Source organism: Halomonas sp. I5-271120 (assembly GCF_030553075.1).
In the GTDB taxonomy this organism is placed as follows: Bacteria; Pseudomonadota; Gammaproteobacteria; order Pseudomonadales; family Halomonadaceae; genus Onishia; species Onishia taeanensis_A.
Genome location: NZ_CP130701.1, coordinates 3,009,991 through 3,034,003 on the forward strand (window position 1 = coordinate 3,009,991; position 24,013 = coordinate 3,034,003).

The 24,013-nt window shown below is 63.1% G+C and carries 23 protein-coding genes; 18 read left to right on the forward strand and 5 right to left on the reverse strand.

Going from position 1 to position 24,013, the window contains the following annotated elements; genetic code table 11:
• Positions 1 to 466: 466 nt before the first annotated feature.
• Genes Q2K57_RS13490 through Q2K57_RS13500 form a run of 3 tightly spaced genes read left to right on the forward strand, consistent with a single transcriptional unit; the run spans position 467 to position 3,014 of the window.
• Entirely contained in the window at positions 467 to 868 is a 402-nt protein-coding gene (locus Q2K57_RS13490; protein WP_304525379.1) for a MarR family transcriptional regulator, read from the forward strand.
• A complete protein-coding gene (locus Q2K57_RS13495; RefSeq protein WP_304525380.1) occupies positions 868 to 1,932 on the forward strand; it encodes an HlyD family secretion protein in 1,065 nt (354 codons plus the stop codon). Before Q2K57_RS13490 ends, Q2K57_RS13495 begins: the two co-directional genes overlap by 1 nt.
• Positions 1,933 to 1,940: 8 nt before the next feature.
• Complete coding sequence (locus Q2K57_RS13500) at positions 1,941 to 3,014, forward strand: DUF2955 domain-containing protein (RefSeq protein ID WP_304525381.1); 1,074 nt, start codon at positions 1,941 to 1,943, stop codon at positions 3,012 to 3,014.
• A 67-nt stretch (positions 3,015 to 3,081) separates the two neighbouring features.
• Here Q2K57_RS13500 and Q2K57_RS13505 read toward each other — a convergent pair whose 3' ends face one another.
• Positions 3,082 to 3,993, reverse strand: coding sequence for a LysR family transcriptional regulator ArgP (locus tag Q2K57_RS13505; RefSeq protein ID WP_112053195.1), 912 nt, complete (start codon positions 3,991 to 3,993; stop codon positions 3,082 to 3,084).
• Positions 3,994 to 4,111: 118 nt separating this feature from the next.
• Here Q2K57_RS13505 and Q2K57_RS13510 point away from each other — a divergent pair, with 118 nt between their 5' ends.
• The 7 genes from Q2K57_RS13510 to Q2K57_RS13540 all read left to right on the forward strand — a co-directional run bounded on the left by Q2K57_RS13510 (position 4,112) and on the right by Q2K57_RS13540 (position 10,613).
• On the forward strand, positions 4,112 to 4,267 hold the full coding sequence (locus Q2K57_RS13510; RefSeq protein WP_304525382.1) for a hypothetical protein: 156 nt from the start codon (positions 4,112 to 4,114) through the stop codon (positions 4,265 to 4,267).
• Positions 4,255 to 4,704: a LysE/ArgO family amino acid transporter gene (locus tag Q2K57_RS13515; protein WP_304525383.1), complete on the forward strand. Its 450-nt coding sequence runs from the start codon at positions 4,255 to 4,257 to the stop codon at positions 4,702 to 4,704. The genes Q2K57_RS13510 and Q2K57_RS13515 overlap by 13 nt, the downstream gene beginning before the upstream one ends.
• Positions 4,705 to 5,108: 404 nt before the next feature.
• Entirely contained in the window at positions 5,109 to 6,227 is a 1,119-nt protein-coding gene (gene hppD, locus Q2K57_RS13520; RefSeq protein WP_304525384.1) for a 4-hydroxyphenylpyruvate dioxygenase, read from the forward strand.
• 178 nt (positions 6,228 to 6,405) lie between these two features.
• A complete protein-coding gene (locus Q2K57_RS13525; protein ID WP_304525385.1) occupies positions 6,406 to 7,866 on the forward strand; it encodes a sodium-dependent transporter in 1,461 nt (486 codons plus the stop codon).
• A gap of 270 nt (positions 7,867 to 8,136) precedes the next feature.
• Positions 8,137 to 8,970: a 3'(2'),5'-bisphosphate nucleotidase CysQ gene (cysQ, locus tag Q2K57_RS13530; protein WP_112053191.1), complete on the forward strand. Its 834-nt coding sequence runs from the start codon at positions 8,137 to 8,139 to the stop codon at positions 8,968 to 8,970.
• A gap of 174 nt (positions 8,971 to 9,144) precedes the next feature.
• On the forward strand, positions 9,145 to 10,029 hold the full coding sequence (gene cobA / locus Q2K57_RS13535; protein ID WP_304525386.1) for a uroporphyrinogen-III C-methyltransferase: 885 nt from the start codon (positions 9,145 to 9,147) through the stop codon (positions 10,027 to 10,029).
• Between the two features lie 137 nt (positions 10,030 to 10,166).
• On the forward strand, positions 10,167 to 10,613 hold the full coding sequence (locus Q2K57_RS13540; RefSeq protein ID WP_369700267.1) for a septal ring lytic transglycosylase RlpA family protein: 447 nt from the start codon (positions 10,167 to 10,169) through the stop codon (positions 10,611 to 10,613).
• Here the strand turns inward: Q2K57_RS13540 and Q2K57_RS13545 are convergent.
• From Q2K57_RS13545 to Q2K57_RS13560, 4 genes are read right to left on the reverse strand one after another with little or no spacing between them, the layout of a single operon-like run.
• Complete coding sequence (locus Q2K57_RS13545) at positions 10,585 to 11,838, reverse strand: ABC transporter substrate-binding protein (RefSeq protein WP_304525387.1); 1,254 nt, start codon at positions 11,836 to 11,838, stop codon at positions 10,585 to 10,587. The two genes, Q2K57_RS13540 and Q2K57_RS13545, sit on opposite strands and share 29 nt — an antisense overlap.
• Positions 11,835 to 13,256, reverse strand: coding sequence for a sensor histidine kinase (locus Q2K57_RS13550; RefSeq protein WP_112053188.1), 1,422 nt, complete (start codon positions 13,254 to 13,256; stop codon positions 11,835 to 11,837). Before Q2K57_RS13550 ends, Q2K57_RS13545 begins: the two co-directional genes overlap by 4 nt.
• Positions 13,253 to 13,915, reverse strand: coding sequence for a response regulator transcription factor (locus Q2K57_RS13555; protein WP_304525388.1), 663 nt, complete (start codon positions 13,913 to 13,915; stop codon positions 13,253 to 13,255). The genes Q2K57_RS13550 and Q2K57_RS13555 overlap by 4 nt, the downstream gene beginning before the upstream one ends.
• Positions 13,912 to 14,526, reverse strand: coding sequence for a helix-turn-helix domain-containing protein (locus Q2K57_RS13560; RefSeq protein WP_112053581.1), 615 nt, complete (start codon positions 14,524 to 14,526; stop codon positions 13,912 to 13,914). Before Q2K57_RS13560 ends, Q2K57_RS13555 begins: the two co-directional genes overlap by 4 nt.
• Positions 14,527 to 14,895: 369 nt before the next feature.
• Here Q2K57_RS13560 and Q2K57_RS13565 point away from each other — a divergent pair, with 369 nt between their 5' ends.
• The 8 genes from Q2K57_RS13565 to urtE all read left to right on the forward strand — a co-directional run bounded on the left by Q2K57_RS13565 (position 14,896) and on the right by urtE (position 24,008).
• Positions 14,896 to 15,876, forward strand: a complete 981-nt coding sequence (locus tag Q2K57_RS13565) for a tripartite tricarboxylate transporter substrate binding protein (protein WP_304526705.1) — start codon at positions 14,896 to 14,898, stop codon at positions 15,874 to 15,876.
• A complete protein-coding gene (locus Q2K57_RS13570; protein WP_304525389.1) occupies positions 15,876 to 16,331 on the forward strand; it encodes a tripartite tricarboxylate transporter TctB family protein in 456 nt (151 codons plus the stop codon). Before Q2K57_RS13565 ends, Q2K57_RS13570 begins: the two co-directional genes overlap by 1 nt.
• Positions 16,331 to 17,845, forward strand: a complete 1,515-nt coding sequence (locus Q2K57_RS13575; protein WP_112053185.1) for a tripartite tricarboxylate transporter permease — start codon at positions 16,331 to 16,333, stop codon at positions 17,843 to 17,845. Before Q2K57_RS13570 ends, Q2K57_RS13575 begins: the two co-directional genes overlap by 1 nt.
• A gap of 435 nt (positions 17,846 to 18,280) precedes the next feature.
• Positions 18,281 to 19,579 (forward strand): urea ABC transporter substrate-binding protein, encoded by a 1,299-nt coding sequence (gene urtA, locus Q2K57_RS13580; RefSeq protein WP_181462999.1) that lies wholly within the window; start codon positions 18,281 to 18,283, stop codon positions 19,577 to 19,579.
• Positions 19,580 to 19,713: 134 nt separating this feature from the next.
• On the forward strand, positions 19,714 to 21,318 hold the full coding sequence (gene urtB / locus Q2K57_RS13585) for an urea ABC transporter permease subunit UrtB (RefSeq protein WP_304525390.1): 1,605 nt from the start codon (positions 19,714 to 19,716) through the stop codon (positions 21,316 to 21,318).
• A gap of 4 nt (positions 21,319 to 21,322) precedes the next feature.
• Positions 21,323 to 22,483, forward strand: coding sequence for an urea ABC transporter permease subunit UrtC (gene urtC / locus Q2K57_RS13590; RefSeq protein WP_112053184.1), 1,161 nt, complete (start codon positions 21,323 to 21,325; stop codon positions 22,481 to 22,483).
• Positions 22,480 to 23,310, forward strand: a complete 831-nt coding sequence (gene urtD, locus Q2K57_RS13595) for an urea ABC transporter ATP-binding protein UrtD (RefSeq protein ID WP_304525391.1) — start codon at positions 22,480 to 22,482, stop codon at positions 23,308 to 23,310. Before urtC ends, urtD begins: the two co-directional genes overlap by 4 nt.
• Positions 23,310 to 24,008, forward strand: a complete 699-nt coding sequence (gene urtE, locus Q2K57_RS13600; protein WP_304525392.1) for an urea ABC transporter ATP-binding subunit UrtE — start codon at positions 23,310 to 23,312, stop codon at positions 24,006 to 24,008. The genes urtD and urtE overlap by 1 nt, the downstream gene beginning before the upstream one ends.
• Positions 24,009 to 24,013 lie beyond the last annotated feature (5 nt).

The window sequence follows — 24,013 nt, forward strand, 5'->3', positions numbered from 1 at the left end:
TGATGTCTCGAATCGGCATGTTGATGACTCTTCAGGAAAGCCCGGTTCATGCAGGCGGCATAGGCTTGAGGGGCTAAGATCCGCATGTGAGAGGCGATAACTATACCTATCCCTGGGTGTGAGAACTGCATATCACGATGACGACATGGGGGCGGGGTGCGGTTAGACCTAGTACGTCATGTTCTAAGATGCCTCCCTCAGTGGGCATCTTGCGGCGATGCCGGTAGGAATGGCGGATTAGACTAAGCGTGCGAACTATTTTATTCGCACGCTAACTTTTGATACAGTAGCCGGATGTTTTTCCTGCTAATTCGCTTGGTGCCACCGCTATGGCGGCGGTACTGATGCTCAGGAGTCCGCTGCCATGTCGACATCTCATCCTCACGATTGTTCTCCCGCCACCCTGCATGAGCCGCTAATGCCATCGCTTGGTGGAATGCTGGGACGCGTTCATCGTAAATGGCGCATGGCCATTACCACAGCGGTCAAGCCGCTGGGGATCACCGAGGCACGCTGGACCGTCATGGTTCACCTCTCGAAGCTAGGAGAGGGCTGCACGCAGGGGGCCTTGGCGGCCGATCTGGGCATCGAAATGCCGTCTCTTTCCCGCACCGTGAGCCAACTGGAAGCCCAGCAATTAATTGAGCGGCGCGGTGTGGCCGGTGATCGTCGTGCACGCAGCCTGTGGTTTACGCCGGCCGGCATTGACTGCCTTAGGGAACTCGAGTCACGTATCGAGTCGGTTCGCCAGCATCTTTATCGGGGCCTCAGCGACGAGCGTCTGAACGCTATAACCGACAGCCTCGGCATGATCGAGGTCAATGCTCGCCAGCTGATCCGGCCGCATGAGCCCAAGGAGCGCTCGTGATGACGCCGGATCAACATTTTGCCCGCCTGGTGCGGTTCGCACTGATCGTATTTGCCGTGTGTTTCCTCTATTTCCTGGCGGCCGATCTATGGATGCCAATGACTCCCCAGGCGCGCGTCATGCATCCGGTGGTGCGAGTCGCTCCCGAGGTCAGTGGCCGGGTCGCCACGGTGAGTGCTGCCAACAATCAACATGTCGACGCCGGTGAGCCACTGTTTACTCTCGATCGCAGGCCTTACCGGCTGGCGGTGGAGGATGCAGAGTTGGCGCTCGAAGAGGCTCAGCGCGAAAACGCGCAGCTCGATGCGTCGATTGCGGCAGCTAAGGCGACGCTCGCTGCCAATCGCGCCGATGCCGACGAGCTGCGACAGGAAATGATGCGCGCCGAGCGACTGATCGCTCAGCACAGTATCTCCCGGCAGGACTACGACCAGACCCGCGCCAACGACCAGGCGGCCCGGGCGCAGGTGCAGGCCGCACAGGCAGAGATCGATGCTCTGCAGGCCGAGCGTGGCGGGCCAGACGACGATAATCTGCGCCTTCGTCAGGCGCATAACACGCTGGCCAAGGCGCGTCTCGATCTCAGGTACGCGAGCGTTCAGGCAGAGATCAGCGGCACGGTCTCCAATCTTCAGGTCAGTGCCGGTGACTACGCCAACGCCGGCAGCCCGATGCTGGCGCTGGTCAGCGACGAGGCGGATGTCATTGCCGACTTTCGCGAAAAGACGCTGCGCTCGGTGCACCAAGGCGATGCAGCCAGTGTGATCTTCGATGCGTATCCTGGGCGCGTTTTCGATGCTCGAGTGGTGGGGCGAGATGCTGGCGTCAAGGATGGCCAGCTGCAGGCGGATGGCAGCCTGGCCGACCCCAAGAGTTCCGACCGCTGGGTGCGTGATGCACAGCGTCAGCGGCTGCATCTTGAACTTGAGGACGCCCCCGATGTGTTGGCGAGGCTGCCAACCGGCGCTCGCGCCTCGGTGCAGCTACATCCGGTCGGCGGGTTGGCAGCTTGGCTGGGTGCCCTCCAGGCTCGCCTGGTCAGTCTGATTCACTTCATCTATTGAGGTCGTTCATGAGTGGTCATGGCTCTCCGGCCTCCCGTTCCCTGAACGCTGACGCTTCGTCTTCGCGGCTGAGTCGGAATGATCTGCGCCAGATCCTGCGCATCGCCTGTGGTGTGCTGCTGGGGTTTCTGATCTGCAAATTGATGAACTGGAATTACGGCACTTTCTTTGCCGTTTACCCGGTGCTGCTGCTGGGGCTGGTGCCGGTGCTCACGGCTCACGTGATCCGCCAGTTCCTGGCCAGCATGCTGGTGGTCAGCGTCATCACGCTAGTCGTGGCGGGGGGCTTTGGTGACAAACTGGTGCCGATGACGCTGCTGGTCATGGGCATCTACGCCTGGCTGTTTCGTTGCATGACCCAGGGCCACCTGTTTCTGTTCGGCGCCCAGTGCGTCGTCAGCCTGTCGGTGCAGCTGAACTTCGTGAGCTACCCGCAGACCGACGTCTTCGACATCGTGACCAGCAACATCGTCGGCTCCATCATCACGGTGGCCATCGCCATGCTGATGCATGTCGTCTTCCCCGACGTGACGCCTCGCACGCCGCCCAAACGGCCGGCCAAGCCGGTCAGCAATCAGCGTCATGAGATCATCCTGGCAACGACCGTGGCGACGCTGTCGTTTCTGGTCTTCCAGGTCTTCGATCTCAAGGATTCACTGTCGGCCCAGGTGGCCTCGATTCTGGTGTTGTTTCCACTCAACTGGCGGGGGGCCGGCATGGTCGGCAAACACCGGGCAGTGGGAACCCTGCTTGGCTGCAACGCGGGGCTTCTGGTGCAGATGGGATTGCTGGGCCACTACAACGTGCTGCCCTTTGCCGCCTTCGGGCTTTGGCTCGGCTGTCTGGTCTTCGCCCGCTACCACATTCTGGAGGGCGGCAGGCCGGCGACCGGTTTCGGAGGGCTGACCACGATGGCGATTCTCTTCGGTCAGTACCTGACCCCTCGGCAGGATCTTGTCTACGACGCGCTGTACCGCTTCAGTTCAGTGGCGACTGCGGTGCTATTGACGCTGATGGCTGTCTACGTCATGCATCACCTGCTCGACCGCTTCGCCGCGACGCGCCTTCAGCCTCTGGGCTGAGCGCGAGCAGGACGATGAGGGCGGCCAAGGTTGAAGGTGGCAGGAGTGACGGTGGCCAAGAACCCTGTCAGACAGAGCCAAGTTCGGAATTCTCGTGCATCGGCGCCAGCCATTGGCTACTGATGGTCAGCAGGTGGTCGGTCAGGGCAGCCAGTATCTGCCCGCCATGGCGCCAGTGGTGCCAGTAGAGAGGCACGTCGATATGGCTGTGGGGGGCAATGTCCTGAAGCCATCCTTCTGACAGTTCCCGCGCCGCCTGGCGTTCCGGAATCAAGCCATAGCCCATGCCCGCCAGCGCCAGACGCACGAAGCCTTCCGATGAGGGGCAAAGGTGGTGGGGAAAGGGGGCGTGGTAGTCGCGCATGGCCAAATAGCGATGCTGCAGACGATCGTCTGGTCCATAAACGATGGCGGGCGCGGTAGCCAGTTGCTGATGCGTGACGCCCTCTGGGAAGTGCCTTGCCACATAGGCCGGGCTCGCGAGGGCGCGATAGCGCATGCTGCCGAGGGGGTGTGCGCGAGCACCTTGGACCGGGCGGGGCGTGGTGCAGATGCAGCCCGCCACTTCACCATCACGCATGCGCTTCAAGGCAACGTCCTGGTCTTCCACCACCAGGTCCATCAGCACGCGCTGCTCTTCGCAGAACTGACCCACCGCCGGTGGCCACCAGGTAGCGATACTGTCGGCGTTGATGGCCAGCCGCAGGCGCTGCTCGCTGTCGCCCAGCGCCGGCACCTGGTCCAGCAGGTCATGTTCGAGCAGGCCGACCTGCAGCACATGGTTGAGCAGCCGGCGCCCCAGCGGCGTCGGTGAGAGTTTGGGACTGCGGACCAGCACCGGCTGACCGAGCCGTGCCTCAAGCAGCTTGATGCGCTGCGAGACCGCAGATTGCGTGAGCCCCAGGTGTCTGGCGCCCCGCTCGAAGCCGGACTGGTCGACGACGGCAGCCAGTGCTTCGAGAAGCTTGTAATCGAGCATCAGCGCGGTTAATTCCCCATTCTGCCAATTAATTTCACTTATCCACTCAGTCAAGCCTAGTCTGGCGGTGCTTTGCAAGTCGTTAATTGCCGAAACACAGAATTAGGAGTCGCTCAAGATGTGGGTATCCGCCGTTCAGGGGCTGCTGGTGGGAGCGGGGCTGATCATCGCCATTGGCGCCCAGAATGCCTTTGTCCTCAGTCAGGGGCTGCGTCGTGAACATGTCTGGCTGGTCGCGGCCATCTGTGCGTTTGCGACTGGGTGCTGGGGTTAGGAACGCTGCTGGCCGAGCAGCACCTGCTGATGCTGCTGGCCCGCTGGGGCGGGGCGGCCTATCTGGCTTTCCTTGCCTGGCAATCGCTGCGGCGGGCCTGGCATTCGCATGCGCTACGTGCCGACTCTAGAGCACCGGCCTCGCGTCGGCAGGTGCTGTTGGCGACGCTGGCGGTCACGCTCTTAAACCCGCAGGTCTATCTGGACACCCTGGTGATGCTCGGGGTGGTGGGCGCTCTTCAGGAGAGCCCCGGTGGCTTCTTCATCGGCGCGGCGTTGGCCTCCTTCGGCTGGTTCTTCGGTCTGGTAGCGGCAGCGAGCTGGCTGGCCCCTAAACTGGCCAACCCCAAGGCCTGGCGCGTCATCGATACTCTAATCGGGATCACCATGGCGGTGATTGCCTGGCGCCTGCTGGCCGGCGCCATGTTGCCTGCTTGAGCTCAAGCCGTCTTGGCCTGGGCACGCTAGATCGGGCGTCGTAGTTAAGGGTGTTACAGAAAAGGTGTTACAGAAAGGGCGATGCAGAGAGGGCGATGCAGAGAGGGTGATGCAGAGAGGGCAGGTTAGGTCCGAGAAAACGGGACGATCAGGGCGTTGTAAATTTATCGTTACGGCTTGTCAGGTTTTCTCGCCACCCTCTGCCCACGTTCAGAGCCTGCTGTCTCGGGCGTCATGTTTTCGTGACACCCCGCGGCGAAATCGCTCGCAGCCGGCGATGCGAAACCCGTTTTCCGGCGTTCCTCGCCACTTCGGCGGCCCCTAGGCTAGTTGTCACGGATCGCTTCTCGCCGCTTCCTGCGAGGGCACGACAACAATGCCAAGGAAATGCCAAGGAGATTGCCATGAATGCCCCCACCACCCAGGCCCTGGATACCCAAGCGGTGCCCCGTGCCTCCGCTCATAATCCGATCGGTACCGACGGCTTCGCGTTCGTCGAATACACGGCGCCGACCGCCGAGGGGATCGAGGCACTGCGCGCGCTTTTCAATCAGATGGGCTTCACCGAGACCCGCAAACACCGCTCCAAGCAGGTCTTTCTGTTTCAGCAGGAGGGCGTGAATTTCGTGCTCAACGCCGAGCCCGACAGCTTCGCCGCCGAGTTCGCCCGACGTCATGGCCCCAGCGCCTGCGCCATGGCCTGGCGGGTGGCCGATGCCCGCAAGGCCTTCGAGCATGCGGTGGCCGAGGGGGCCGAGCCTGCCGAGAATCCGGTTGGCCCCGGCGAGGTGGGCATCCCAGCGGTCAAGGGTATCGGCGGGTCGCTTTTGTATTTCGTCGACCACCAGCTCGATGGCGAGGGCCGCACCATCTACGACATCGATTTCGAGGCGATTCCCGGTCGCAGCCCTCAGGACCACAGCGTGGGCCTGAAGGTGCTGGATCACCTGACCCATAACGTCGATCGCGGCCAGATGGATGTCTGGGCCAGCTTTTATACCCGGGTCGCCAACTTCCGCGAGGTCCGCTACTTCGACATCGAAGGCAAGATGACCGGGCTCTTTTCCCGGGCGATGACCGCGCCCTGCGGCAAGATGCACATCCCGATCAACGAGTCGGCCGACGACAACTCCCAGATCGCCGAATTCCTGCGCGAGTACAACGGCGAAGGCATCCAGCACCTGGCGATGGCCACCGACGACATCTATGCGACCGTGCGGGCCTTGCGCGCCAACGGCGTGACCTTCCTGACCACGCCGGATACCTACTACGAGAAGGTGGATGCGCGGGTACCCAACCATGAAGAGAACGTCGACGAGCTGCGCGAGCTGAGCCTGCTGGTGGACGGCGCGCCGGAGCAGGGCGTGCTGCTGCAGATCTTCACCGAGACGGTAATTGGCCCGATCTTCTTCGAGATCATCCAGCGCAAGGGCAACGATGGCTTCGGCGAGGGCAACTTCAAGGCACTGTTCGAATCCATCGAGGAAGACCAGATCCGCCGCGGCGTGCTCAAGGACGACTGAGGCAAACCACCGGGCGTGCTAGAGACAGCATGCCTGGTGCAGGCTGCTGGCGTTGTCGCCAACAGGCGATGGATTGCCATGAACTTCGGCCTATCGATAGCGCATCCTTTTGGTCGCATGGTCAACGCACGAACAAAAACGCTAAAATCCCGTATAACAACAACCCTGAAGGTGTGACATGACGGCGAGACAACAACCCAAGAACCTGTGGCTGGGGCGCTGGGGCTTCATTCTGGCAGCGACCGGCTCTGCCGTGGGCTTGGGCAATATCTGGAAATTCCCCTACATGACCGGCGAGTACGGCGGCGGGGCCTTCGTGCTGGTGTACCTGGCCTGCATCCTGGCCGTCGGCATCCCGGTGATGATGATCGAGATCGGTCTTGGCCGTCGCGGACGCGGTAGTCCCATTGATGCCATTCGGCGCGTAGCCCGGGAATCCGGGCGCGGCAGCCTCTGGTCGCTGCTGGGCTGGATGGCCATGCTGTGTGGCTTCATGATCCTGTCGTTCTACGTGGTCGTGGCCGGCTGGTCATTCTCTTATCTGTGGAAGACGGTGACCGGTGGCCTGGTAGGCTCAGAGGTTGGCGACATGGCGGCGATCTTTGCGGCCAATAATGCCGACCCGCTGGCGCTGGGCGGCTGGAGCACCCTGGTTACCGTGATCACCCTGACGATCGTCGGCAAGGGCGTGCAGCAGGGCATCGAGAAGAGTGTCAGCTGGATGATGCCGGGCATGGTGATCATGCTGGCGATCATGATCGGCTATGCGATGTTCTCCGGTGGCTTCGGCGCCGGCATGGATTTCCTGTTCTCTTTCGAAATCGGCAAACTCACCAGCGAAGGCCTGCTGGCGGCGATGGGCCACGCCTTCTTCACCCTGTCGCTGGCCTCGGGTGCCATTCTTACCTACGGCTCCTACCTGCCGGATGGCGCGTCCATCGCGCGTACCACCTTCACGGTGGCGATCGCCGATACCCTGGTAGCGCTGATGGCGGGCCTGGCGATCTTCCCGGTGATCTTCGCCAACGGCATGGATCCGGCCGCTGGCCCTGGTCTTCTGTTCATGAGCCTGCCGCTGGCCTTCCAGGCCATGCCGTTCGGTAGCGTCTTCATGGCGATCTTCTTCGTCATGCTGTCGATGGCGGCTCTGACCTCTGCCATCTCGATGATCGAGGCTACCGTGGCCTGGCTCAACGAGAGCAAGGGTATTTCGCGCACCAAGGCCACCTGGGGCGCCGGTATCGTGCTGTGGCTGCTCAGCACCCTGGCCATGCTGTCTTTCAACGTCGGGTCCGACTGGACGATCGCCGGCAAGCATGCCTTCGACTGGCTCGACTACCTGACCTCACGCTTCATGATGCCGCTGGGCGGCCTGGGGATGGCGCTGCTGGCCGGCTTCGTGCTGCGTCATGAGATCTTCAAGTCCGAGCTGGGGCTCTCCAACACCCAGCATGCGCTGTGGCTGTTCATGGTGCGCTATGTGAGCCCGCTGGGCATCGTGCTGGTGTTCATTGACAGCCTTGGCTTGATGGATCTGGACATGGGCAGCCAGTGGTACTGGTGGCTCGGCGTGCTGGTCGCCATCACCCTGACCGGCGAGCTCCTGAGCCCGCGAATCAAGCGTCAGTTGGCCGCTTGATCTCCCTGAAGTGACAGGTCTAAACGGGCCACAGGCCTGGAAAATCGAAAGGTCTATGAGATCGAGAGGTCTATGAGATCGAAAGGTCTATCGATCTCATGTCATATGCGCTGCCCCCGCCTTGTGCGGGGGCAGCGTCGTTTTGCGAGGTGTCATGATCTGCCTGTGCGATGTTCAAAAGCACGGGGTTGCCAGAAGAGGCACACGCGTATGCCATAATGCGCGACGTTGATCCTTAAACTGCCACTAGTCGTCATTCAAGGAGCCAAGGTGTCTGGATATCTTTCAAGCGAACAGTCTAACCAGCTGCTGAGCGGCGTTCGGGCCGCTGGCCAGCAGGTGCTGTCCATCTATAAGCGCGACTTCACGGTCGAGACCAAGCAGGATGACAGCCCGCTGACCGAGGCCGACATGGCCTCGCACCATGCTCTGGTAGCGCTGCTCGAGGCGGTTACCCCTGAGGTGCCGGTTCTTTCCGAGGAGTCAGGAGAGATTCCCTTCGCCACTCGCCAGGCCTGGTCGCGCTATTGGCTGATCGACCCGCTGGATGGCACCAAGGAGTTCATCAAGAAAAACGGCGAGTTCACCCTCAACGTGGCCTTGATCGAGGACGGTGAGCCGGTATTCGGCATCGTCCATGCCCCGGTGCTTGGCGTGGATGGAACCACCTGGTGGGGTCAGGTGGGCGAGGGCGCCTGGAAACAGGCCGATGCTGGCATTGAGTCGATCCGGGTACGCAAATTGCCGGATGCAGCGGTCGAGCCCTGGAAGGTGGTCGGCAGCCGCTCGCATGGCGCGGCGGAATTCGAGGCCTTCTGCGCTGACTTGCCTGCCAACGAGCGAGTCTCGATGGGCAGTTCGCTGAAGCTGTGCCTGGTCGCCGAGGGGGCCGCTGATCTCTACCCGCGTCTGGCGCCGACCTGTGAATGGGACACTGCCGCGGCTCAGGCGGTTGTGGTCGCAGCCGGCGGGGCGGTGCTGAATGCGCACAGGCTGACGCCATTGCGCTGCAACCAGCAGGATAGCGTGCTCAATCCCTTCTTTATCGTCTGCGGTGAGCGCGATGCTCGCTGGGAGCAGGCGCTGGCCAAGGCGCTGAGCTGAGCGAGGCCATGTCGGCTGTCAGGTCCGGTCGGCGGGCGAGTAGCAGCTAGGGTTATAAGCTTCGAAGTAGAGATTACTGGCCACTCGCCGACCTAAACCTTATATTTGGCTATAAGAAATTTTATTTTTTGCGTAAAATGGAATAAACCGGTTCATCGATTCGAGACGCTTGCCATGACCTCCGACCTGCTTCCCACTGCGCTTGCCCAATACGGCGGCGACGCGTCGCTTTCTCGGTTACGCGACTTTCCCCGTGGCCAGGTGGCGCTGGTGGGGGCGGGACCGGGCGATCCGGAGCTGCTGACGCTTAAAGCACTCAAGCGGCTGCAGGCGGCGGAAGTGATCCTGCATGATCGTCTGGTCAGCGATGAGATCCTGGCCATGGCCAATCCCCGGGCGCGTCGCCTCTACGTGGGCAAGGCACGCTCGCAGCACAGCCTGCTTCAGGAAGGCATCAACCAGGCGCTGGTAGATTGGGCTCGCGAGGGCAAGCGAGTGGTGCGGCTCAAGGGGGGCGATCCCTTCATCTTCGGTCGCGGCGGCGAAGAGCTCGAGACCCTGGCGGCGGCAGGCATCGCCTTCGAGGTGATTCCCGGCATCACCGCGGCGTCCGGCTGTGCGGCCTACGGTGGCATTCCGCTGACTCACCGCGACCATGCGCAGTCGGTGCGTTTCGTTACCGGCCATCTCAAGAACGGCAGCTGCGATCTGGACTGGGAGACGCTGGCTCACCCTGGCCAGACGCTGGTGTTCTACATGGGACTTGGTAGCCTGGATATCATTCGTGAGGCGCTGATGGCCCATGGCCTCGACGCCGAGACGCCGCTGGCGCTGATCGAGCAGGGCACCACGGCGCGTCAGCGCGTGCATGTCGGAAGCCTCGCCCACCTGCCTGACGCCTTCCATGGCGACACTATCAAGCCACCGACGCTGATCGTGGTCGGCAGCGTGGTGCGCCTGCATCAGACGCTTGCCTGGTTCAACGGTGAACAGTCGGCCAGCCGTGGCTGGGAAGACGGCAAGCACCCAACTCCCATCAAAGCATCAGACAGCGCCTGAGAGGGCGTGACTAGATAACGTAGGTATATGTAATAGTCCCTGGCTAGATAGTCCCTGACTGTCGCCACCCGCCGACGTTTGATTCATGTCGGTGGCGCCGTATCTTGGTGGGCCTCTGTCACGATTGGGTTCTCTTGATGATGCACTTCCCTACTACGCCCCGCGGCAATGCCGGTTCTCTGCGCTTTTTTTCTCATGGAGCGCTGGCGCTGCTGATCTTGCTGTTGACCGGCTGTGCCGGCCAGGGGACTCGCGATGATACGGCAGGCGGCGGTCTTGGTGCTGACGTCGTCAGTAGCGAGGTCGGCATGGCGACCTATTACGCGGACCGCTATCACGGACGCACCACCGCCAGCGGAGAGCGCTTCGATCAAAAGGCCATGACGGCTGCCCATCGCACCCTGGCATTCGGCACTCGGGTGCGCGTCACGCGCCTCGATGATGGGCGGGAGGTAACAGTACGCATCAACGACCGCGGCCCCTTCGTTCGCGGTCGGGTCATCGACCTTTCCAAACGGGCTGCGCGTCAGCTGGGCATGATGCGAGATGGCACGGTCAAGGTGCGCCTGAGCGTGCTGCGCTAGCCTCATTGCCATGAGGCTCGGGGGCTAGGGCCCTCTGATAAGACGGCGAACCTGCTTCAGCAGCCCTGTTGGCAGCCCCTTCACGTGTGGCCTGCCAGCGACGGAATTCTCGCTGCCAGCGCGCCAGCAGCGCCCGCCGTTTGAGGTCATCCAGCGTCGCCAGCAGGGCAGGGCTCAGGCGGATGGGTCGCAGGGCGTCGCCAAGACGCACCTTCAAGGCGTTGGCGGTGCCCGGGCCTTTGAGCGCCGGGTGGACGGCCCCCAGCGCCGTGCGTTCGGCGATGACGCGCTGGCCGTGCTCGCTGATCAGGTAATCGAGGAAACGCTGCGCTGTGACCGGGTGCCGCGCACGTCGTGGAATCAACGCCAGTCGCTGTGTGACCAGCGCATAGTCCTTCGGAATCACCATCTCGAGGGCCGGGTCGCTCGCCACCACATTCTGTGCATAGCTGCCCAGCAGGTTATAACCAAGCCAGTATTTTCCCTCCTTGAGGCCCTTGAGCATCGCGCCGGTGGTCTCTTCAAGCACCGCCTCGGTGGCGCCCAGTGCCGCTACCAGTTCCCAGTAGCGGGGCGACAGTCGAGCCTCCTCGACGGCATAGCTGTAGCCCGCCCCGCTCTTGGCCGGATCATAGGTCACCACTCGTCCGCGCAGTGCTTCGCCGTATTGTTCAAGCAGGTCAAGCAGCTCGGCATGACTTTGCGGCGCCCCGAAGCGTTCGGACAGCTCGCGCCGATAAACCATCACGATGGGCTCGAAGGTCACCGCAAACAGCTCATGTCGCCAGCGAGCCCAGCCTGGCCAGGCGTCGGCGCGGGCGCCGGTCAGCGGTTGGGCATGGCCGTCGTTGGCGAGTCGGTACTGCCAGGGCATGGCCGAGGAAATCAGCACATCGGCGCTGGGCGTCTGAGCCGCCAGGAAGCGCCGGTTGAGTTCCAGGGTGGTCAGGTTGCGGTAGGTAAGGGAAATGAAAGGGAAGCGCTGGTGAAAGTCCTCGAGCAGCGGTCGGACCTGGGGAATATCCAGAGCACCATGAACCGTCAGTCGCTCGAGAGGCTGGGAGGGAGTGGCGTTACCCGGGAAGCGCAGCGTTTCCTCGGCCCAGACAGGGGTGGCACCGAGCAGCCCCAGTGTCAGCACGCTCAGTGTCAGCAGGCTACGTTTCAACAGAGTCAGGGCCAGGCGTCTCGAACCCGCCCCCGGCAATGGATCGGACAGATTCATCCGCGATCTCCCATAAAATGGACGGCCACCCTCAGGCCTGTGTCGTTGGCCGTCGGCTCCAGGGTCAGGCGAGCCTTGTGGCCTCGGGCGATGCCATCGACGATGGCGAGACCCAGCCCCGACCCTTCGCCGCCATCACGCCCCCGGTAGAAGGGGCGCAGCACCAGCAGTCGCTGATCCTTGGCGATGCCGGGACCATCATCCTCGACGGCCAGGGTCGGTGGATCATCGGTGACCCGCACGGTGATGTGCTGCGCGCCGTAGCGGCGGGCGTTGTCGATCAGGTTGGTCAGTGCCTCCTCGAGTTGCCAGGCCACGCCGTCGATCATCAGCGGCGTCTCGTCGGCTTCGACGCCGAGATCGATGCCATCCCGATGGCAGCTCGCCCAGGCGTCTCGGGTGGCGCGCCTTGCCAGCGCATTGAGATCCAGCGGGGCAAGATCCGGCGTGGCCTCCGGGTTGTCGAGGCGAGTCAGCGACAGCAGCTGCCCGGCGAGCCGTGCGGTGCTGGCGCTGGTGGTCTGCATGGCTTCGAGGGCGCTGCGCCAGGCAACGGGATCATCCTGGCGTAGAGCGAGTTCGGCACGAGTCGAGAGCCCGGCCAGGGGCGTTCGCAGCTGATGCGAGGCGTCGCCGATAAAGCGTTCCTGGTTGGCGCGCACCCGGCGCATTCGCGCCAACAGGTCGTTGACGGTCTCGCGCAGTTCGGCGAGCTCGCGGGGCAGGGGGAGTTCCAGGGGTGCCAGCGTGCGCGGGTCACGGCTGCGGATGGCGCTGCGCAGCCGCGTCAGCGGGGCGAGGGCAGAACGAATCGCCAGCAGCAGGGCGGCGATGGCCAGTGCCGCCATGGCGGCGATATAGGCCAGGTTGCCGCGCAGCAGGCTGAGCGTCAGTGCCTCACGGCCCTCTCGTGTATGGGCGACGCGGACCTCGAAGCGCTCCTGCAGGCTCCAGTCCTCGAGTCGGCTGCGGCGGGTGCCCTGGCGCAAGGCAAGCGAGTGCCATTCGATGTCGCGATAGAGCAGGGTGTCGCCACGAGCGCCGTCCTGAAGAGTGCCCTGAAGCGGTTCTTGACGGTTGCCCTGACCCTGATCGGGGCGCTCATCGCCAGGCAGTCGGGCATTGCCGGTGATGAAGTTTCCATCACCATCGTAGAGCGCATAGAAGACGCGCTCCTCGGCATCGGTGGCCAGCATTTCCAGCGCGGCCGGTGGCAGGTCGAGCCACAGTTGGTCATCTTGCCACTGCACGCGGTCGGCGATCGCGAGGGTCGCGGCTTCAAGCAGGCGGTCGAAGGCACGGTCGGCCGTATGGCGCGCGTCCAGATAGGCCTGCACCAGCATCAGGGCCCCCAGGCCCAGCAGCGGCAGCAACAGCCAGGTCAGCAGCCTGCGGTACAGGCTGGCCGGTCGCCTCATGGCGCCTCCAGCAGGTAGCCCAGGCCGCGCACCGTGCGCAGGCTCACGTCGCTGTCTTTCAGGCGCTGCCGCAGGCGGTGGATATACACCTCGATGGCATTGTCGCCCATGACCTCGCCCGCGAAGGCATCCTCGGCGAGGCGGGCCTTGTCCACCGGCGCGCCTGCATGGCGCATCAGGCAGGCCAGTAGCCGCTGCTCGCGCGGGGGCAGGGCAAGCGCGGCGTCGTCGAGGGTGAAGCGCTGAGCCTCGGGATCGAAGCTCAGCGTTCCGACCCGCAGTGCCTGGTGCCGGCCGCGACGGCGCAGCAGCGCGCGGACCCTGGCCTCCAGCTCATCGAGGGCAAAGGGCTTGGCGAGATAGTCATCGGCGCCCAGGTCCAGGCCGCGCACCCGGTCCTCGATAGCGCCCCTGGCGGTGATGATCAGCACCGGAGTGTCGCTGTCGTGGCGTCGCAGCGCGGCCAGTACCTCAAGACCGCTGGCGCCGGGCAGGTTCAGGTCGAGCAGCACCAGGTCGGCCGCGTGGCCGGGCTGAGATAACAGGGCCAGTGCCTGGTCGCCATCATCCAGCGTGGTGACCGTGAAGTGTTCGAGGCGCATGGCGTCGCTCAGGGTCTCGGCGAGCAGCGGATCGTCCTCGATCAGCAACAGCTTCATGGCGCGCCTCCTTGGTGATGGTTCGTCGCGGACGTGAGCCTGATCCGTGCGGCGTCCAGCAGCGCCTCACCCTGCGCGTCCTGGAGACGACCGCTGGGGCCGGACAGTGACAGCCACAGATCGCCCGCGCCTGCACCCGCCTCACCCAGTGCGGCGCACAGCATGAACCCACCACTCACTGGTTGGGCGGGTGCGTCAGCATTGTCGATGGCCCAGTTATCGCCGGGGTGCAGCTCATGGCGCAGGCTGGTGTCCGGCAGGCTGACCAGACGGCAATTGGCCATCCCCTGGACGATCTCGAGCAAGGCGGCGGTCTCGCCGCTCTGCTGACAGAGCTGATCCAGCACCGGCTGGACGCGAGCGGCCAGCCCGCGGCTGGGGCGATGGCGCCTGCCCAGCCGCAAGGGCGTCGGGCCCAGCGAGAAGCGCCCGTCTGCCCCTCGTGTGACATAGCCAAAGCGCTCAAGAGAGGCGAGCAGGCGCAGCAGGGTGCTCTTGTAGAAGCCGGTGGCCTCTGCCAGTTCGGCCAGAGTGAACGCTTCATTCGGTGCGTCGAAGACCTCGAGGATCTTGAGCGCCCGTTCCACGGCCTCGACGCGTTGTTCTGCCATGTCTCGTTTTGCCTCGCTGATGCAGGTCTCGCCCATGCAACTTTGGTCGCGTTTGGGCCTTAGGGCGTTGACGCCCCAGGTCGGTGCGCCTAACTTTCCATTCCAAGGAACGATGTTCTGCCTTACAGAATTGTAAGGTGGCTGACAGCTTCCGACAAGCCCTGAATGCAACAGACCTGTAAGGGCGTCTTTTGAAAGCGTCGCTTTGGCAAGAGTCGCTTTTAAGGGAGTTGCTTTTAGGAAAGTTGCTGCAAGTGCACGCCAACGCATCACCATCCACGGTATCCAGCATGCCCGCGTTGCGGGCCGGATGACCCAGCGAGGCCAATAACAATGTTGATGAAACGCATGTTCCAGAAACATCTGTCGATGAAGACCCCCCTTACCCTGATGACCGCAGCGGCGCTGACCCTGAGCGCTACCGTTACCCAGGCCTTCGAACCGGAAGGCAAGGTCGAGTGTCTGGCGCCGGCCGACCCGGGCGGCGGCTGGGACTTCACCTGCCGCAGTGTCGGCAAGGTGCTCGAAGATCTCGAACTGGTGCCGCGCAGCGTGCAGACCATCAACATGGCCGGCGCCGGCGGCGGTGTGGCTTTCGCCCATACCGTCAGCAAGCGGGCCGGTGATGACCAGCTGCTGGTGGCCGCGTCTACCGCTACCACCACGCGTCTGGCTCAGGGCCAGTTTCCGGGCATGAATGCCGACATGGTCAACTGGATCGGGGCGCTGGGTGCCGACTATGGCGTCATCGCTGTAGCCGACGACTCCGAATATGACGACCTGCAGGAATTGATGGATGCCATCAAGCAAGACCCGCGCAGCGTCAAGTTCGCCGGTGGCAGCGCCAAGGGCGGCTGGGACCATCTGAAGGTGTTGATCGCAGCCCAGAAGGCCGGCATCGAGAACCTGCCGCGCATTCCCTACCTTTCGTATAACAACGGCGGTGAGGCCATGACCCAGGTGGTCGGCGGCCACGTGGATGCCTTTACCGGTGACATCACCGAGGCACAGGGCTTCATGGAATCCGGCGATCTGCGCGTGCTGGCGGTGCTGTCCGAGGAACGCCTGCCGGGCAAGTTCAGCGATATTCCCACCGCTCGTGAGCAGGGTATCGACGCCATCGGCCCCAACTGGCGCGGCTTCTACATGCCGGCAGACATTTCCGATGACGCCAAGCAGTACTGGCTCGATGCCATGGACACTGTCTATGAAAGCGAGGAGTGGAAGCAGGTCATGACCCAGAATGGTCTGATGCCCTTCCACATGAGTGCCGACAAGTTCGAGAACTTCGTGCACGCTCAGATCCAGTCAATCGAAGACCTGTCCAAAGATATCGGGCTGATTCAGTAATGACCTTCAACGACCGCATCTTCGGGGTCCTGATGATCGTCCTGGCCGTCGCGTACGGCTGGGGCGCTACCCAGTTCCCGGAACCCTTCGGAGGCGGGGTCGAGGCTGTTGGCCCCGAGACCTTTCCCTATCTGCTCGCCGTGGTGCTGACCCTTTCCAGCCTGTACATGATTGTGCGCCCCGACCCGGACAACGCCTGGCCCTGGAGCCGGACCGGCCTGGAACTGGTGATCGCGGTCGTCGTGCTGGTGTTCTATGCCATGCTGCTGCAGCCGCTGGGCTTCATCCCCAGCACGCTGCTGGCAGTCGGCACGCTTTGCTGGCGCATGGGCGCGCCCCCGGTCAAGGCCTACCTGACCGGTGCCATTGCGGGCGTGGTGGTGTTCCTGATCTTTAACTTCGCACTCGACCTGGCGCTGCCGCTGGGCCTGCTCGACTTCCTGGAGGCGACCTGATGGAAACGTTGGGCTTCCTGATCGACGGTTTCGGCGTCGCGCTGCAGCCGCATAATCTGATGTTCGCGCTGATGGGGGCCTTCCTGGGCACCCTGATCGGCGCGCTACCGGGGCTCGGCCCGGCCAATGGCGTGGCGATACTGATCCCGCTGGCCTTCACTCTGGGGCTGGCCCCGGAAACTGCCATGATCATGCTGACCTCGGTCTATGCCGGTGCCATGTACGGCGGGCGTATCTCCTCGATTCTCTTGAATATTCCCGGCGACGAGCCGGCGATGATGACCTGCCTGGATGGCTACCCGATGGCCATGAAGGGCAAGGCGGCCGAGGCGCTGGCCATCTCGGCAGTGGCGTCCTTCATCGGCAGCCTGGTGGCCACCGTGGGGCTGATCCTGCTGGCGCCGCTGCTGGCCGACTTCGCCCTGACCTTCGGCCCGGCGGAGTACTTCGCGCTCTTCATGCTGGCCTTCGCCACCCTTGGTGGGATCACCGGCAAGAATCCGATGAAGACCGTGGTCGCGGCCTGCATCGGCCTGATGATCGCCACCGTGGGCATCGATTCCACCGGTACGCAGCGCTACACCTTCAATGTGCTGGAGCTTTACGAGGGCGTCGACTTCATCATCGCCATCGTTGGCCTGTTCGCGATCTCCGAGCTGATGTTCTTCATCGAGGATCGAGCCGGCGGTGGCAAGGAAAAGATCGCCGTCAACAAACTGTCGCTTTCCTGGAAGGACATCCGCGACATTCTGCCCACCAGCCTGCGTGGCGGGGTGCTCGGGTTTGTCGCCGGGGTGCTGCCGGGGGCAGGGGCATCGCTTGGCAGCTTCATCAGTTACACCCTGGAAAAGCGCGTGCTGGGCCGAAAGGGGTACTTTGGAGAAGGCGATCCGCGCGGCGTGGCGGCGCCCGAAGCCGGCAACAACGGCGCCTCCAGCGGTGCCCTGGTGCCGATGCTGACGCTTGGCGTGCCTGGCAGTGGCACCACCGCGGTGCTGCTGGCGCTGCTGATTTCGCTCAACATCACCCCCGGCCCGCTGATGTTTACCCAGAACGCGGACATCGTCTGGGGCGTGATTGCGGCGCTGCTGATCGGCAACTTCCTGTTGTTGCTGCTCAACATTCCGCTGGTCGGCATCTTCGTCAAGCTGCTCTCGGTCCCCCCGATGTACCTGCTGCCGATCGTGACCATGGTGGCCTTCGTCGGCATCTACTCGATCAGTAACACCACCTTCGATCTCTACTTCATGGTGGCCTTCGGCGTCTTCGGCTATGTGTTGCGCAAGCTGGAAATACCGCTGGTGCCGATCATTCTCGGCCTGCTGCTGGGGCCAGAAATGGAGAAGAACCTGCGCCATGCGCTCGAGATCTCCGATGGCGACTGGATGGTGCTGTGGGATAGCGGCCTCGCCATCGGCCTGTGGGTCGTCGCTGGCCTGGGCCTGATTCTGCCCTACGTCGTGGGTCCTCTCCTACGGCGTCGCATGCAGGCGGGCGGGTCCCAGACGGACTGACGCTGGTATTTTTCATCCGGTACGTTTTATCCGTACGTCTTATCAAGCAAACGCATCACCTTTTTGGGGCATCGGCCATCTGGCCGGTGCCCTTTTTTATGCTGGGTTGGTCATATTGATGCATGATGCCGACGCTCATACCTCCCTGTATCTCATTAATGTATACAGCTGCACCATTAAGGCACATGGCCAAGATCGAAATGGCCAAAAGAGGGCACGTAATGGGCACATGAGCAGGTGAGGGCGACGACCCGGGAAGGGGGCAGGTTATTTAGTGTTCTCTAACACAATGATTCCCAATGATTATTGGGACTTGCTGAGGTGTTGGCACGACCCTTGCGAAGTGTTTTGGGCCGGCCGATGAACGGCCGGCAGCGTCGCTGGATATTGCCGAATAACAATTTTCAAAAACAAGACACAAGCAAGGAGATCCATGTGAACACTTCGACCCCTTCCTATCGCTGGCTGGCTGCGGCCCTGCTCTCTGTAGGCGTGGCCCTGCCGGCACAGGCACAAGAAGACCCGATCAAGGTCGGCATTCTGCACTCGCTCTCCGGCACCATGGCGATCAGTGAGTCCACCCTCAAGGACACCATGCTGATGCTGATCGAGCAGCAGAACGCGGCGGGCGGTCTGCTGGGACGTCAGCTCGAGCCGGTGGTGGTGGACCCGGCCTCCAACTGGCCGCTGTTCGCCGAGAAGGCCCGTGAGCTGCTGGCGCAGGAAAAGGTCGACGTGATCTTCGGCAACTGGACCTCGGTGTCCCGCAAGTCGGTGCTGCCGGTCGTCGAAGAACTCAACGGTCTGCTGTTCTATCCGGTGCAGTACGAGGGCGAGGAGTCCTCCGAAAACGTGTTCTATACCGGTGCAGCGCCCAACCAGCAGGCCATTCCTGCGGTCAATTACCTGATGAACAACGTCGGTGTGGAGCGCTGGGTGCTGGCCGGCACCGACTATGTCTATCCGCGTACCACCAACAAGATCCTCGAGGCCTATCTGAAGGACCATGGCGTCGCCGACGAGGACATCATGATCAACTACACGCCGTTCGGGCATTCCGATTGGCAGAACATCGTCTCCGACATCAAGCGCTTCGGCAGCGAGGGCAAGAAGACGGCGGTGGTCTCGACCATCAATGGCGATGCCAATGTGCCGTTCTATCGTGAACTCGGCAACCAGGGCATCGATGCCGCCGACATTCCGGTGGTGGCCTTCTCGGTCGGCGAGCAGGAGCTTTCGGGCATCGATACCGCGCCGCTGGTGGGGCATCTGGCCGCTTGGAACTACTTCATGAGCGTCGATAACGATGCCAACTACGACTTCATCGATGCCTGGATCGACTACACCGGCGATGAAATGTCCGTCACCAACGATCCCATGGAAGCGCATTATATCGGCTTCAACATGTGGCTCGAGGCGGTGCGCAAGGCAGGCACGACTGACGTCGATGCGGTCAAGGACGCCATCATCGGTGTGACCGTGCCCAACCTGACCGGCGGCTACGCGGCGATGATGCCCAATCATCACATCACCAAGCCGGTGCTGATCGGCGAGATCCAGGACAACGGCCAGTTCTCGGTGGTCTGGGAAACCCCGTCCACGGTCGCAGGCGATGCCTGGTCTGATTATCTCGAAGGGTCACGCGACCTGATCAGCGACTGGCGCAAGCCCATGGAATGCGGCAACTACAACGTGGTTGAAGGCAGCTGTGGCGGCGGCGTCGAGGCGCAATAAGCCTAGCGCAGGCCAGGTTCGAGCGGTTGACGTCGGATCTGGCCTGCCTCGCTAGTTTCAAGAGACGTTTCATCGCGATTTTTCGTAGCGACTTTTCATAGTGACGTTTCATTACGATTTCAAAGGACATGCCCATGAGGATCACCCGATGCCTCACGCTGGGGCTGCTGCTGTCTGCGTTGCTGTTTGCGCTGGTGGGTAGCGCACAGGCGCAGCAGGATGACCCCGGCAAGCCGCTGCTCGAGGCGCTTGCCAGTGCGTCCTACGCCGCCAAGGGCGACGCCATCGAAGCCATCGTCTCCAGTGGCGATTCACGCAGCCGTGCCTGGCTTGAAGCCCTCAACGACGGCAAGCTGCAACGGAACAAGAAGACCGGTCAGTTCGTGTTGGTCTTGGCCAATCGTGGCCGGGACTGGCCGGTGGAAGACGCCTTGAGCGGTGAGCCGCTCGGCGAAATGTCCCGCCGTGTGCTGGACCGCATCGGCATCAACAATGCGTTACGCGGAAAGCTGCGCAGCACCCTGGCGGTACTCGATCTGTACGTCGAGGACCCTGATGCGCGCCTCAGCGCGGCCAACGACTTGCTCGGTCAGGTCGATGAGGCCATGGTCGCTCCGCTCGAGGCGGTGCGTGCCGATGAGCCTGATGAGGCGGTGCGTACCCGGCTGACCGAGGCCCTGGCCATTTATCGGCTCGAGCAGGGCGACCCCGAGGCCATCGAGGTCCTGCGCGGAAGCCTTCACCCCGAGGCGCGGGCCGCCCTCAACGGGGCCGTGGCCGGCGATGATGCTGCACTTGCCGACAATGCCAAGGAGGCACTGGCCGGCATCGAGCAGACTCTCAAGATCAACCGCGGCTTCGAGACCCTGTATTTCGGTCTGAGCCTTGGCTCGGTGCTGGTGCTGGCGGCAATTGGCCTGGCCATCACCTTCGGGGTCATGGGCGTGATCAACATGGCCCACGGCGAGCTGATCATGCTCGGCGCCTACACCTCCTGGGGCATGCAGCAGCTGCTGCCGGGACAGCCGGGCCTGGCCGTGATCCTGTCGATTCCGGCCGGCTTTCTGGTCGCAGGCCTGGCGGGCGTGGCCATCGAGCGCTGCGTGATCCAGTTTCTCAAGGGGCGCCCGCTTGAGACGTTGCTTGCCACCTTTGGTGTCAGCCTGATCCTGCAGCAACTGGTGCGCACCCTGGTCTCGCCCCTCAACCGTACGGTGATCACCCCAGAGTGGATGAGCGGCTCGCTAGTGATCAACGACGCTCTGTCGCTGACCCTCAACCGCCTCTATGTGCTCGGCTTCGCGCTGCTGGTGTTCGCGAGCCTGATGCTGGTCATGCGCCGCACAAGGCTGGGGCTTGAGGTGCGTGCGGTCACTCAGAATCGCGCCATGGCGCGGGCCATGGGCATCCGCGCGACCCGCGTGGATATTCTCACCTTCGGCCTCGGCGCCGGGGTGGCCGGGCTTGCCGGCGTGGCGCTGGCCCAGTTGACCAACGTTGGCCCCAACCTCGGCCAGAGCTACATCATCGATTCGTTTATGGTGGTGGTGTTCGGCGGCGTCGGGAACCTGTGGGGCACCCTGGTGGCCGGCATGTCGCTTGGGGTGATCAACCAAGTGCTGGAGCCATGGGCGGGTGCTGTGCTTGCCAAGATCATCGTGCTGGTGTTCATCATCCTGTTCATTCAGAAACGGCCTCGCGGACTCTTTCCGCAGAAGGGCCGGGCGGCGGAGGGCTGATCCTATGTCTCTTGCAAACACTCCGCCCTCAAGCACGCCGCTTTCCAACCTGTGGCTGACGCGGCCTTTCACCGAACGCTCGACCCGCGTGTTTCTCGGCGTGCTTGCCCTGGCGCTGTCGGTGGTCACGGTGCTGCACCTGGCCTTGCCAGCAGGGCATCCGCTGCACGTCTCAAGCTATACCGTGACGCTGCTCGGCAAGTACCTGTGCTATGCACTGCTGGCGGTGGCGGTGGACCTGGTCTGGGGCTATCTGGGCATTCTGAGCCTGGGGCATGGGGCCTTTTTCGCGCTGGGCGGCTACGCCATGGGCATGTACCTGATGCGCCAGATCGGCGACCGCGGCGTCTATGGCGATCCGGTGCTGCCGGACTTCATGGTGTTTCTCAACTGGGACAGCCTGCCGTGGTTCTGGCATGGCTTCGACATGGCCTGGTTCGCCTTCCTGATGGTGATGCTGGCGCCGGGCCTGTTGGCGCTGCTGTTCGGCTTCCTGGCCTTCCGCTCCCGAGTCACCGGGGTCTATCTGTCGATCATCACCCAGGCGCTGACCTTCGCCCTGATGCTGGCTTTCTTCCGCAACGAGATGGGCTTTGGCGGCAACAACGGCCTGACCGACTTCCGTGAACTGCTGGGCTTCGATCTGAGAAGCGACGCCACGCGGCTGGGGCTCTTCCTGGCGTCCGGGGTGGCGCTGGCGCTGGGCTATGTGGTGTGTCGCGGCATTGTGGGCAGCAAGCTTGGCCGGGTCTGCATCGCCTCCCGCGATGCCGAGGCACGGGTGCGCTTCCTTGGCTATCGGGTCGAGCGGGTGCAGCTTTGTGTGTTCGTGGTCTCGGCGATGCTCGCGGGGGTCGCCGGCTCTCTCTACGTACCCCAGGTGGGGATCATCAACCCGAGTGAGTTCTCGCCGCTGTTCTCGATCGAGGTGGTGGTGTGGGTGGCGCTGGGCGGTCGCGGCACCCTCTACGGCGCGGTGATCGGCGCGATTCTGGTCAACTATGCCAAGACGGTCTTCACCGGGGTGATGCCGGATGCCTGGCTGTTCGCCCTCGGTGGGCTTTTCGTGGTGGTCACGGTGCTGCTGCCCAAGGGCATCGCCGGGCTGATGACTCGTCGCCGCAAGGCGGATAGCGAGACTCAACTCAAGGAGGCAACGCCATGAGCCTGCTCGACGCCCTGGCCGATCGCGATCGGGTGTTCGACTTCCTGGTGCCGGCGGCGTCCCCGGTGGACGTCCGTCACGGCCCGATTCTCTACCTGGAAGACGTCAACGTGAGCTTCGATGGTTTCAAGGCCATCAACAATCTCAACCTGACCATCAACGACGGTGAACTGCGCTGCATCATCGGCCCCAACGGCGCCGGCAAGACCACCATGATGGACATCATCACCGGTAAGACGCGCCCAGACAGTGGCCAGGTGTGGTTCGGCAGCCGCCATAACCTGCTGACCAAGAGTGAGCCCGAGATTGCCTCGCTGGGCATCGGCCGCAAGTTCCAGAAGCCAACGGTGTTCGAGGCGCTCAGTGTCTTCGACAACCTAGAGCTCGCCATGGCGGCAGACAAGCGCGTACTGCCGACGCTCACGGCCAGGCTTTCCGGCGAGCAGCGCAGCCGCATCGATGAGGTGCTCGAGACCATCGGCCTCGAGGCGCTTCGCAGCCGCCAGGCGGGGATTCTCTCCCATGGCCAGAAACAGTGGCTGGAGATCGGCATGTTGCTGATGCAGCGCCCGCGGCTGCTGCTGGTCGACGAGCCGGTGGCCGGCATGACCGAGCAGGAAATGGAGCGTACCGCCGAGCTGCTGGTAAGCCTTGCCGGCAAGCAGTCGGTGGTGGTGGTCGAGCACGACATGGGCTTCGTGCGCTCGATTGCCCGCCAGGTCACGGTACTGCATCAGGGCAGCGTGCTGGCTGAGGGCAGCATGGATCAGGTCTCGAATGACCCCAAGGTCATCGAAGTCTATTTGGGCGCAGAGGAGGAGGCCTGATGCTCGCGATCGACAAACTCAACCAGTTCTATGGCGAGAGCCACACCCTGTGGGATCTCGACCTCGAGGTGCCCAAGGGCGAATGCACCTGCGTGATGGGCCGCAACGGTGTAGGCAAGACGACCCTGCTCAAATGCGTGATGGGCGAGGTGCCGGTCAAGAACGGCAGCCTGCGCTTTGACGGCGAGGTGGAACTGACGAAGAAGCGTCTCGAGGACCGCTCGCGGCTCGGCATCGGCTATGTGCCCCAGGGGCGCCAGATATTTCCGCTGCTCAGCGTCGAGGAAAACCTGCGCACCGGGCTTGCCGCCCGCAAGGACGGCAGTCGCCGTATTCCTGATCGGGTCTTCGAGCTGTTCCCGGTGCTCGACGAGATGCGCCATCGCCGTGGTGGCGACCTGTCCGGCGGTCAGCAGCAGCAGTTGGCGATCGGCCGCGCACTGGTGATCGAGCCGCGGCTGCTGATCCTCGACGAGCCGGGGGAGGGCATTCAGCCCAATATCGTCGCCCAGATCGGTGAGGTGATCCGCCGGCTGATCCGCGAAGACGGCCTGACCGTGCTGTTGGTCGAGCAGAAGCTGCCCTTCGCCCGCAAGTACGCTGACCGCTTCACCATCCTCGATCGCGGCCGTCCGGTGGCCAGCGGTGGCATCGGCGACCTTTCCGATGACCTGATCAAGCGACACCTCACCGTATGACTGTC